This window comes from Nocardia australiensis, from assembly GCF_020733705.1.
Lineage (GTDB): Bacteria > Actinomycetota > Actinomycetes > Mycobacteriales > Mycobacteriaceae > Nocardia > Nocardia australiensis.
Window position 1 is genome coordinate 1,917,242 of the sequence record NZ_JAJFZM010000001.1, and the last position, 11,656, is coordinate 1,928,897.

11 protein-coding genes are annotated in these 11,656 nt (G+C 65.0%); 5 read left to right on the forward strand and 6 right to left on the reverse strand.

The window, feature by feature from the left end; all coding sequences use genetic code 11:
• Positions 1-18: 18 nt before the first annotated feature.
• Together LKE06_RS08645 and LKE06_RS08650 are read right to left on the reverse strand one after the other, a co-directional pair.
• Positions 19-693: a Crp/Fnr family transcriptional regulator gene (locus LKE06_RS08645; protein WP_014348619.1), complete on the reverse strand. Its 675-nt coding sequence runs from the start codon at positions 691-693 to the stop codon at positions 19-21.
• A 146-nt stretch (positions 694-839) separates the two neighbouring features.
• A complete protein-coding gene (locus LKE06_RS08650; protein ID WP_227998082.1) occupies positions 840-1,067 on the reverse strand; it encodes a hypothetical protein in 228 nt (75 codons plus the stop codon).
• 238 nt (positions 1,068-1,305) lie between these two features.
• Here LKE06_RS08650 and nth point away from each other — a divergent pair, with 238 nt between their 5' ends.
• From nth to LKE06_RS08670, 4 genes are read left to right on the forward strand one after another with little or no spacing between them, the layout of a single operon-like run.
• Positions 1,306-2,007, forward strand: a complete 702-nt coding sequence (gene nth, locus LKE06_RS08655; protein ID WP_227999350.1) for an endonuclease III — start codon at positions 1,306-1,308, stop codon at positions 2,005-2,007.
• Positions 2,008-2,057: 50 nt separating this feature from the next.
• Entirely contained in the window at positions 2,058-2,642 is a 585-nt protein-coding gene (locus LKE06_RS08660) for a TlpA family protein disulfide reductase (RefSeq protein ID WP_227999351.1), read from the forward strand.
• A complete protein-coding gene (locus LKE06_RS08665) occupies positions 2,639-3,355 on the forward strand; it encodes an NUDIX hydrolase (RefSeq protein WP_227998084.1) in 717 nt (238 codons plus the stop codon). The genes LKE06_RS08660 and LKE06_RS08665 overlap by 4 nt, the downstream gene beginning before the upstream one ends.
• A complete protein-coding gene (locus LKE06_RS08670) occupies positions 3,352-4,545 on the forward strand; it encodes a MarP family serine protease (protein WP_227998085.1) in 1,194 nt (397 codons plus the stop codon). Before LKE06_RS08665 ends, LKE06_RS08670 begins: the two co-directional genes overlap by 4 nt.
• Positions 4,546-4,557: 12 nt before the next feature.
• Here the strand turns inward: LKE06_RS08670 and LKE06_RS08675 are convergent, their stop codons facing one another.
• The 4 genes from LKE06_RS08675 to acs all read right to left on the reverse strand — a co-directional run bounded on the left by LKE06_RS08675 (position 4,558) and on the right by acs (position 9,542).
• Positions 4,558-5,493 carry an alpha/beta fold hydrolase gene (locus tag LKE06_RS08675; protein WP_227998086.1) on the reverse strand — a complete coding sequence of 312 codons (936 nt, stop codon included), beginning with the start codon at positions 5,491-5,493 and terminating at the stop codon, positions 4,558-4,560.
• 53 nt (positions 5,494-5,546) lie between these two features.
• A complete protein-coding gene (locus LKE06_RS08680) occupies positions 5,547-6,074 on the reverse strand; it encodes a phage holin family protein (RefSeq protein WP_372477304.1) in 528 nt (175 codons plus the stop codon).
• Between the two features lie 106 nt (positions 6,075-6,180).
• Entirely contained in the window at positions 6,181-7,410 is a 1,230-nt protein-coding gene (nhaA, locus tag LKE06_RS08685) for a Na+/H+ antiporter NhaA (protein ID WP_372477305.1), read from the reverse strand.
• Positions 7,411-7,586: 176 nt separating this feature from the next.
• On the reverse strand, positions 7,587-9,542 hold the full coding sequence (gene acs / locus LKE06_RS08690) for an acetate--CoA ligase (protein WP_227998087.1): 1,956 nt from the start codon (positions 9,540-9,542) through the stop codon (positions 7,587-7,589).
• A gap of 476 nt (positions 9,543-10,018) precedes the next feature.
• Here acs and LKE06_RS08695 point away from each other — a divergent pair, with 476 nt between their 5' ends.
• The gene (locus LKE06_RS08695; protein WP_227998088.1) at positions 10,019-11,593 is read left to right on the forward strand and encodes a peptide ABC transporter substrate-binding protein; all 1,575 of its coding nucleotides are present in this window, start codon (positions 10,019-10,021) and stop codon (positions 11,591-11,593) included.
• Positions 11,594-11,656: the final 63 nt, after the last annotated feature.

Sequence of the window (11,656 nt, forward strand, 5' to 3'; positions counted from 1 at the left end):
CCGAACGATGGGGTCGGCTCAGCGCGCGCGCCGGGCCAGTCGCTCGGAATCGGAGATCAGCACGCTCTTGCCCTCCAGCCGCAGCCAGCCACGATGCGCGAAGTCAGCGAGTGCCTTGTTCACGGTCTCGCGGGAGGCGCCGACCAGCTGGGCGATCTCCTCCTGGGTGAGGTCGTGGGTGACCCGCAACGCGCCCGCCTCCTGGGTGCCGAACCGCTGTGCGAGCTGCAGCAGCGCCTTGGCGACCCGGCCTGGGACATCGGTGAAGATGAGATCGGCCAGGTTGTTGTTGGTACGACGCAGGCGACGTGCGAGAACGCGCAGCAGCTGCTCGGCGATCTCGGGACGCTGGTCGATCCAGGACTTGAGTGCTTCGCGGTCCATGGTGACGGCGCGAACCTCGGTCACGGTTGTGGCGGTCGACGTACGGGGGCCGGGGTCGAAGATCGACAATTCGCCGAACATATCCGACGGCCCCATGATGGTCAGCAGGTTCTCTCTGCCATCCGGGGAACGTCGGCCGATCTTCACCTTGCCCGACGTGATGATGTACAGCCTGTCGCCGGGTTCGCCCTCATTGAAGATGACATGGCCGCGTGGAAAGTCCACGGGCTGCAGTTGTTTGGCGAGAGCCGCGACCGCGGTGGGCTCTACGCCTTGGAAGATGCCTGCTCTGGCGAGGGCCTCGTCCACGAATGTGCTCCTTTGGGAAATGGCTCTGTCCTGGACCGAGCGAATCGGCCAACAGCGCATTCTACGCGGCATTGTGGCAGCGCAGTGACCGACACCACGTTACGAGTGGTTTGCCGGGCGTGCTGAAGCGGGGTGCGCCCGCGGGCTCAGCTGGCCCGGGCGACGTCCAGTTCTTCGGTACGTGACCGGCGCTTGCGCATCCTGGCCACGGCGGCGGGGAGACCGAGCTTCGTCAGCTCTTTCACTTCGGCGTTGCTTGCGTTGTCCAGGTACTGCTGAACCTCTTCGTCGGGTTCGAGAAGTTTGCGGAGCCGATTCTCGACCCTCTCCATGACCAGTGCGAATAGCATCAGCACCACTGGGAAGAGCACCACAGCGAGTCCTTGCATACCGAGGAGTAAACACGGTCTAGGTCTCAGATGGAACACGGCAGTTCATCTGAACGGGCACCGTTGCTCGGTGGTTCCGTATGGTGGACGAGTGCGTGTCTCTCCCTCTACAGCCGCCGTCGATGGCTCTTCGCCCGCCGCTGCGGCCACCGACGCGCAACCCCCCACAGTCGCCGCTCCCAAGCGCAAATCCCGAGCGCGACAAGCGGAAACCCAGCTAGGCCTGACCCGAAGGGCCCGCCGGATGAACCGCATGCTCGCGGTGGCGTTCCCGGATGCGCACTGCGAACTCGACTTCACGACATCGCTCGAATTAGCGGTCGCCACAATACTTTCCGCACAGTGCACCGACGAGCGGGTGAATCTCACCACGCCCGCGCTGTTCGCCAAGTACCCGGATGCCCGTGCTTATGCTGCGGCCAACCGCGCCGAGCTGGAGGAATACATTCGGCCGACGGGGTTCTTCCGCAACAAGACGAGCTCGTTGATCGGGCTCGGGCAGGCCCTTGTCGAACGGTACGACGGTGAATTGCCTCACACTCTGGACGAATTGGTGAAATTGCCGGGCATCGGCCGTAAGACCGCCAACGTGATTCTCGGCAATGCCTTCGATGTGCCGGGTATCACGGTCGACACCCACTTCGGTCGCCTGGTGCGCCGCTGGGGCTGGACCACCGAGGAAGATCCGGTGAAGGTCGAGCACATCGTTGGCAATCTCATCGAACGCAAAGACTGGACGATGCTGTCGCATCGGGTGATCTTTCACGGACGCCGGGTCTGCCATGCCCGTAAGCCGGCTTGCGGCGTCTGTGTACTGGCCAAGGACTGCCCCTCATTCGGGATCGGGCCCACCGATCCGGACACCGCCGCGAAGCTGGTGAAGGGTCCGGAGGCGGAGCATCTGCTCGAGCTGGTGGGCCGGTGACGCAGGTCCCTGTCGCTGTGCGCTGGGCGCTGGCGGGGTTGATCATCGTGATGGCGTCGGCGGTTGCGCTGTGGCCGCGCGGCGGTGACGATTCCACCGCCGGTGGCGGACAGCGGCAGTCGCGGCCGAGTGCGCTGGTGACCGATCAGTTGCGCGCCGAAGCTGGACTGTCCGCGTGTCCGCAACCCGCGGCGAACGCGGTCGGGAACGGGCCGCTGGCCGGGATCAGCCTCAGCTGCCTGGCCGACGGTAAGCCCGTCGACCTGGCCGCGGCCCTCGCCGGCAAACCCGCGTTGCTGAATCTGTGGGCGTATTGGTGCAGGCCGTGTGCCAACGAGTTGCCGTATCTGCAGGAGTACACGCAACGAGCGGGCAACGCGATTACGGTGCTGACCGTGCATAGCGATCCGGAGGAGGCGAAGGCGCTCGCGCTGCTCGCCGATCTGAAGGTGACGCTGCCCGGCGTGCTCGACGGCGCGACCACCGTGCGAAACGCGGTCGGCGCGCCCGCCGTGTTGCCGGTATCGGTGCTGCTGCGCGCGGATGGATCCGTGGCCGAGGTGGTCGTGCGCGCTTTCAACGGAGTCGAGGACATCGCCGACACCGTCGCGGCGGAATTGGGAGTAGCGGCATGACAACGGCCGTACCGGAGAACATCCCGCAGTGGCTGCGCCGCGCAAGCGAATCGGGTACCGATACCACCGACACACTGACGCTGGCGCGAGCACTGCGCCGGGCGATGACGATCAAAGGCACGCCACGACAGGCGGCGGTGCTTGTGCTGTTCAGCGGCTCGCCGCAGTCGGATCCGAACTCGCCAGGTGGATTGCCCGTCGATGCGGACGTATTGCTCACCCAGCGGTCTTCCACCATGCGTCAGCATCGAGGTCAGGTCGCCTTCCCCGGCGGCGAGGTCGAATCCAGTGATACCGGACCCATCGATACCGCTCTGCGGGAAGCCTGCGAGGAGACCGGTGTGGCGCGCGAGGGCGTGGAACCGTTCGCGGTGCTGCCGAAATTATTCGTTCCGCCATCGCGATTCGATGTGACCCCGGTCGTTGCCTACTGGCGGACCCCGAGGCAGGTCGGAGTCGTGAATCACGGCGAGACCGAAAGAGTCGTGCGGGTGCCGCTGGCCGAGCTACTCGATCCTGCCAATCGCTTTATGGTGCGTGGCAGCGTCGGTTATATGAGCCCCGCCTTCCAGGTGGACGGCATGCTGGTCTGGGGACTGACTGGCGGCATTCTCGCTGGATTGTTCAAAGCCGCTGGCTGGGAACGGGATTGGGATCACGGTGACATTCGTGATCTGGAGACGTCGCTTGCCGCAGTAGGGATGACTTTATGAGCTCATCGGCCTGGCTCGATATCGCGGTCGTGCTCCTGGCTTTGCTGGCCGCCTCATCGGGTTGGCGGTCGGGCGCGGTCGCGTCCGCACTGGCCTTCCTCGGTGTGGTGCTCGGCGCGGTCGCGGGGATTCTGATCGCACCGCACATTCTGATCCATGTCGACGAGGGCCGTGGCCGGGTGCTCACCGGAGTGCTGCTGATCGTGGTGCTGGTAATTGTCGGTGAGGTCGCGGGAATGGTGCTCGGCCGGGCCGCCCGCAGTGGCATGCGGCATTCGCTCACCCGCAGCGTCGACAGTGTGGTCGGTGCGTTGTTGCAGGCGGTCGCGGTGCTGGTCACCGCGTGGCTGCTCGCGTTGCCGCTGGCCTCGACGTCCCAACCGGCCATCGCAACCGCGATCAATGGATCTCGGGTACTCGCCGACGTCAACAACATCGCGCCGAACTGGCTGCGCCGGGTTCCGAACGAATTCTCCAAGCTGCTCAATACCTCAGGGCTGCCGGATGTCATCGGACCGTTCGGCCGCGCGCCGATCGCGGCCGTCGAACCTCCGGACGCCAGCGTGCTCACCAGTCCGGTCGCGGCCGCATTGCAACAGAGCGTGCTGCGAATCCGCGGTGTGGCGCCGAGTTGCCAGCGGGCGCTGGAGGGTTCGGGCTTCGTGATTGCACCCGAGCGAGTGATGACCAACGCGCACGTGGTCGCGGGCACTACCAGCGTCAAGGTCGACACGGCTCGTGGCCCGTTGGACGCGACCGTGGTGTTGTTCGATCCGTCCACGGACGTCGCGGTGCTCGCGGTGCCCGATCTCACCGCTCCGGTGGTGCCGCAGGCTCCCTCGCCCGCGCGTTCAGGTGACAGCGCCATCGTCCTCGGCTACCCGGGCGGTGGACCATACACGGCCAGCGCGGCCCGGGTACGCGAGACGCTGGACTTGACCGGGCCGACGATCTACCGCAACGGCACCGTGGAACGTGAGGTGTACACCGTGCGCGGCCAGGTTCGGGCAGGCAATTCCGGTGGGCCGCTGGTGGATACCGAGGGTGAAGTGCTCGGCGTCGTATTCGGTGCCGCCGTTACCGACGACGACACCGGCTACGTCCTCACCCTCGGCGAGGTCCGCGCCCAACTCGACAGCGCGTCCGCCGAGAACGCACCGGTCGACACCGGGGCCTGCGTACTGAACTGATGTCGGCCCTGGTTAGGCGAGGAGTTTGGCCAGCTCGGTGGTGACGGCCGTTGGGTTTTCCTGGTGGGCAAAGTGCCCGGCATCGGGAATCGTGGCAAGGCGCCGCCGTGGTGACCACTCCTGACCGCGGTGGAAGGTGCGGCGCAGCAGGTAGTTGTCGAGCTCGCCGCGCAACGCGAGCACCGGGATATCGATCGGGTCGCGCATGGTGGCCATGAAACGCCTGCCGTCCGGTCTCCATTGGCTGCGGAAGGCCCAACGCTGGTACTCCAGCGCGCAGTGCGCCGTCCCCGGTATCTGGATGGCCGAGCGCATGTTCCGGGCGGTGTCGACGAATTCGGCAGTGCCCGACCATGATCTGCTCACCCGCTGGCGCAGCAGCCGCTCGACCTCGAAGCCGTCGTGCGCGGTAAGTAGGCTCTCGGGGTAGCGCGGCAGCTGGTAGCGCAGGAAGTTGGGCAGCCAGGTGCGACGCTGGGGGCCGTCGCGCAATACCGCGCTCTTGAGTGCGGCCGGATGCGGTGAACTCACCAGCGCGATCGAACGCACGAGTCGCGGATGCAGTACCGCGGTCGTCCAGCAGACCAGTCCGCCCTCGGCGTGTCCGACCAGGCTGGCCTCGGTGTAGCCGAGGGCACGGATGAGTCCGGCGGCGTCACCCGCCAGCGTCCAGCCGTCATAGCCGCGCGGTGGCTTGTCGCTGTCGCCATAGCCGCGCAGGTCAACCGCCACCGCGCGGTAACCCAGTTCGGCCAGGCCGGTCAGCTGGTGTCGCCACGACCACCAGAAGTCGGCGAAACCGTGCAACAGCACCACCAACGGAGCATCCGTGCGGTCGGGGGTGGCCTCGACGACATGAAATCTAATGCCGTTGGCATGAACGTCCCGATGCGTCCATGGTCCGTCAAAACGGACGCTGGACGGATCCGGAAACAGGTTCGACGACACGCCGACCGAGCCTAGCGGTCGGCGCGCTCAACTGCCCATTCGCCTGGCTGACGTTATTTGCTCGGCTTGTCGAGCGCGAGGGGTTCCTCATGCGAGGCGCCGAACCCGCTCGGGAGCACGGTGCGAGCCTGCTTGAGCGAATCGATCGTCTTCTCGGGTGCGCGCAGCTTCCGCACCCGCAGATAGCCGAGCCCGGCCAGCGCCACCGTCGCGACGATCATCAGCGCGAACACGATCAGGAACGCCGCCCAGCGAGCCAGCCAGATATCCAGCAGTTCACCGAGGAAGAAGAAAAAGAAAAAGGTGCTGAACAGCAGAACGGTCAGCGCAAGGATGAAGTAGACGCTGCCCTGCAGCCCCTTCTTGATCTCGCCGGTCACCTCGGCCTTGGCCAGTTCCACCTCGGCGCGCACCAGCATCGACATCTGTTCGGTCGCGTCGCGGACCAGGCTGCCGAAGCTGGCCGACCCGGCGGGGTTGGCGTCGGTGAGCGGAATCGAGGTGACTGTCCGGCCGGGATCGTGCGATGCGGATCGGTCGCGCCGTCCGTCGTTTCCGTTACCGGCGTCTGTGAAACTCACTTGGTCGACCCTTCTCCCTGTCCCGGCACTGCCTCGGCTCCGTTCAATACGCGGCGCTCTCGGTGCCCTTCGTGGTCACGCAGGCTACCGCCTCCGGGCACGTCGCTCACGCCGCTCCGTTCTGTCGTTGTAACGCACCTGCATCGTGACGCGCCTGATGGACACGCCCACGCCGCAACAGTAGCGCCGAACCGGCCAGCGACGCCGTCATTGATGTCACCAACACCGCGGCCTTCGCCAATTCGACGGTGGTGTCGTCGCCGACACCCGCCAATGCGAGTTCTGCCACGAGAAGGCTAACCGTGAAGCCGATCGCGCCGAGCACCGACAGGGCGAACATGTCACGGTAGCCGAGATTCGCCGGGCGCTTGGCGATGCCGAACCTGATTGCCACCCAGCTGATCCCGAAGATTCCGATAGTTTTACCGAGTAGCAGCCCGAGAATGATGGCCAGCGAAAGCCTATCGGTGAACAATTGCCCGAAGACCTTGCCGTCCAACGGAACTCCGGATGCGAACAATGCGAAAAGCGGCACGCACAGTCCCGCCGAGATCGGCTGGATAAGATGCTCGAGCCGGGTGGCGGGCGCCTCGTCCTCGCCGGGATCGGTTTTCACTCGGGTCAGCAGACCGAGCCCGACACCGGCCAGGGTCGGATGGATACCCGCCTCGTGCAGGGCATACCAGGCAATCAGCGCCAATGGCATATAGACGAACGGCGAACTGATCCGCCGGTGCTGCGCCAGCGCCCATCCGGCGAAACATCCCACCGCGGCAAGCAGCCACAGCACCGAAAGGGTTGTGGTGAACAGCACGGCGATGAGGATGATCGCGAGCAGGTCGTCGACCACCGCGAGGCTCAATAGGAACACCCGCGCGCTAGCCGGAATCCGGGACCCGGTCATGGCGAGCACCGCTAGCGCGAAAGCGATATCGGTAGCCACCGGAATGGCCCAGCCGCGATCCATCCCCTCGACACCGAATCCGACGGCCAGTGCGATCAACGCCGGGGTGACGACGCCGCCGACAGCGGCGATGATCGGGAGCGCGGCCCGTCTGGGGTCAGCGAGTTCGCCGACGACGAGTTCACGTTTGAGTTCGAGTCCGGCGACGAAGAAGAAGATGGCCAGCAGTCCATCCTTGGTCCAGTCGGCCAGCGTCAGGTCAAGGTGCAGCGGTGCGATTGGCAGTACCGTCTCGGTCATCGTGACGTAGCTCGCGCCCCACGGCGAATTCACCCACAGCAACGCCGTGGCTGCCGCTATGAGAAGCATTGCGCCGCCGACTGTTTCGGTGCGCAAATAGCGTGTCAATTCCGAGTGCATTCGGGTGATCACGGGAAACCTTCCGGCGGGTTGGTCAAGGCCGCGGACGCGTAATCCCGCCGATTCGGCTATCGAGTACACGACCGCATGCCGACCAGGCTTCCCGGCACACCTTGCGCAATTCTAACGGGTACGGCCGGCGACGAATGAGGGCACCGGCCGTACGCCGCTGTGCCCAGGGCCGTGGATCAGGCCCGGCTGGCCCGAATCGCCTCGAAGACATTCGGGTCGACCAAGGTCGAGGTATCGCCCAGTTCCCGGCCCTCCGCGACGTCGCGCAGCAGTCGGCGCATGATCTTGCCGCTGCGGGTCTTGGGCAGCTCGGGCACCACATGGATTTCGCGTGGCCGGGCGATCGGGCTGATCTCGCGCGACACCTCCGCCTTCAACGCGTCGACCAGCGGTGCGCCGGAGTCGGTGGCCTCGGCGGTGAGGATGACGAACGCGACAATGCCCTGACCGGTGGTGTCGTCGCTGGCGCCGACCACTGCCGCTTCGGCGACATCGGAGTGCCCGACCAGCGCCGACTCGACCTCGGCGGTCGAGATCCGGTGCCCGGAGACGTTCATGACATCGTCGACCCGGCCGAGCACCCACAGGTCGCCATCGGCGTCGAGCTTCGCGCCGTCGCCGGCGAAATACCAGCCCTGATCGGCGTAACGCTCCCAATAGGTGGCCCGGTAGCGCTCCATATCTCCCCAGATGCCGCGCAACATCGCCGGCCACGGCTTGTCCAGGACCAGATATCCGACGGCCGCGGTATCGGCCACCTCGACCGGCTTGCCCTCCTCGTCGACGACCTTCGCCGAGATGCCGGGCAGCGCGGCCATGGCGGCGCCCGGCTTGGCGGCGGTAACGCCGGGCAGGGGCGAGATCATGATGGCGCCGGTCTCGGTCTGCCACCAGGTATCCACGATCGGTGCGCTGCCCGCGCCGATTACCTCACGGAACCAGCGCCAGGCTTCCGGGTTGATAGGCTCACCCACCGATCCGAGCAGTCGGATGCTTGACAGATCGTGCGCCCCGGGGATCTCCCGGCCCCATTTCATGAACGTCCGCACCAGGGTGGGAGCGGTGTAGTAGATGGTGACACCGTATTTTTCGACGATCTGCCAGTGCCGGTGCTCATCGGGGAAGTTCGGGGTGCCCTCGTAGACGACCTGGGTGGCGCGGTTGGCCAGTGGCCCGTAGACGATGTAGCTGTGCCCGGTTACCCAGCCGATATCCGCGGTGCACCAGTAGACGTCGTCGCCTGCCTTGTGGTCGAACACATTGTGATGGGTATAGGCGGCTTGGGTCAGGTAGCCGCCCGAGGTGTGCAGGATGCCCTTGGGCTTTCCGGTGGTGCCGGAGGTGTAAAGGATGAACAGCGGATGTTCGGCATCGAAGGGCTGCGGCTGATGTTCGGCAGCCGCGTTCGCGACCGTTTCGTGCCACCACACGTCGCGGCCCTCGGTCCAGGGCACCTCTACGTTGGTGCGCCGCACGACCAGCACATGCTCGACGCTGTGCGGCACATCGCCTTTGGCGTAGAGCGCCTCGTCCACGGCCTCCTTGAGCGGCGCGGATTTACCGCGTCGCCACTGTCCGTCGGTGGTGATGATCAGGCGCGCGGAGGCGTCGTCGACGCGTTGGCGCAGTGCGGTGGGGGAGAACCCCGCGAAGACCACCGAGTGGGTAAGGCCGAGGCGCGCGCAGGCCAGCATCGATACGATCGCCTCGGGCACCATCGGCATATAGATGGCGACCCGATCACCGGCCTCGAGGCCGAGTTCGGTGAGATAGTTCGCTGCCCTGGATACTTCGGCGAGTAGGTCGTTGTAGGTGATGTCGCGGGAGTCGCCCGGTTCGCCTTCCCAGTGGATGGCTATCTGATCGCCGTGGCCGTCGAGCACGTGCCGGTCGACGCAGTTGTAGGCGACGTTGAGTTTGCCGTCGGCGAACCACTTGGCGACCGGCGCGTCGCTCCAATCGAGGACCTGCGTCCATGGCTGATCCCAATGCAGCCGCCCGGCCTGTTCGGCCCAGAAACCGTCGCGATCCGACTCCGCCCGCTGATACAGCGAGGCGTCCGCGTTGGCCGCGGCCGCGAACGCGGGCAACGGCGGATACGAGTCCCGGTGGTCGGCGGTGGTATCGGTCATCTCGCCTCTTCTTTCACGTGAGCTGCGGCGCTCGATTCGACGCGCCCGGGGGCCACTTCGACTGTAATCATCTGTGACCGACGCCCCGCCGGGGCCCGTCGGGTGTATCCGTGAGGTTTCGATCCCGTCACCGGTGTGGGTTACCGGTCGGATCGACTGACAAACCGGCCCAGCGCTGGTTATGGTCTTCTTCAACCTCTTCAAGTCCGGTACGACCCGCACGGCGGCATTGTTCCGGCGAATAAGCGTTTTCGGCACCAACTTTCGGGTGTTTCGGCAATGTTGCCGGATTGGTAACAAGTGGACCGAACCTCATTCAATCCGGTGACAACGCGCGTCCAAATGGCTACTGTCCCAGGCATTCCAAGGGGATCTAATCGAGGTTCGCGGGGAAGTGATCTCCTGCGTACCGCACAGATCCTCTTTGCCTGTCTCGAAATCGGGAGAACGCGTTGAGATTCAACAGAGCTACAGCGTTGACTGCGGCAGTCCTGCTGGCCACAAGCCTTGGACTGTCCGCTTGTTCGTCGAGCGATAGCGCCGACGCCGACATCGTCACGACCAATGGCGGTGAGCCGCAGAACCCGTTGGTACCGACCAATACCAACGAGAACATGGGTGGCCGGGTTTTGGACCGGATGTTCGCCGGTCTGAAGTATTACGACGGCAAAGGCGTCGCTCACGACGAGATGGCCGAGTCGATCAAGACGACCGACCGTAAAAACTACACGATTACGATCAAGCCCGGCTGGAAGTTCACCGACGGCACCACCGTAATGGCCAAGTCCTTCGTCGATGCCTGGAACTACGGCGCCCTCGCCACCAATGCGCAGCTGCAGAGCTACGTGTTCACCCCGATCGTCGGCTTCAAGGAAGTCTCGGCGGAAAACCCGACGGCACAGACGATGTCAGGCCTGAAGGTGGTCGACGACCGGACCTTCACCGTCGAGCTCGAGCAACCGTCCATCGACTTCGAGACCGAACTCGGTTATACGCCTTTCTATCCGCTGCCTGATGCGGCGTTCAAGGACATGAAGGCATTCGGGGAGAACCCGATCGGCAACGGCCCCTACAAGTTCGACAAGTGGGAGCACAACGTCAAGATCGACCTGCTGCCCAACCCGGATTACCAGGGCGGACGCCCGGCCAAGAACAAGGGCCTGCGGTTCGTGATGTACCAGTCGTTCGATACCGCCTACTCGGATCTGCAGGCGGGCAATCTCGACGCTCTCGACACCATTCCCGACAGCGCGCTGAGTTCCTACGAGAACGACCTCGGTGATCGCGCGATCCTCGCGCCGACCGCGCAGAACCAGCACATCGGCGTACAGACCAATGTGCCGCACTTCGCGGGCGAGGAGGGATTGCTGCGACGCCGGGCGATCTCGATGGCGATCAACCGAGAGCAGATCTGCGAGACCATCTTCAACGGCACCAAGACTCCCGCGCGCGACTTCACCGCGAGCACCCTGCCCGGTTTCAATGGAAACCTCCCGGGCGCCGAGGTTCTGAAGTACAACCCGGAGGAGGCCAAGAAGCTGTGGGCACAGGCCGATGCCATGTCGCCGTGGTCGGGCCGCTACGAGATCGCCTACAACTCCGACGGCGGCCACCAGGCATGGATCGAGGCCGTGGCCAACAGTGTGAAGAACACCCTCGGTATCGACGCGGTAGGAACGCCGTACCCGACCTTCAAGAACATCCGAGACCTGGTGAACGCCAAGTCCATCGGCAAGGCGTTCCGGTATGGCTGGCAGGGCGACTACCCGACCATGCTGCAGTTCCTGACCTCGCAGTACTACAGCTACTCCGACACCAATAACGTCAACTACAACAACCCCGAGTTCGACCACCTGCTCGACGCCGCCCTGGCCGCGCCGACCCTCGACGAGTCCTACAAGATCGTCGCGCAGGCGCAGGCTCTGCTGATCAAGGACATGGCCGACATCCCGGTCCTCGACTATCTGGCCGCCGCGGGTCGCTCGGACAAGGTGCGCAAGGCCGATCTCGCGTGGAACGGTCTGTTCGACTTCGAGAACATCGAGAAGTAGCCGCTTCGGCGGGCCGCGGGCGTCATGAGTTGACGACCGCGGCCCGCCGCTCACCCAGGAGAC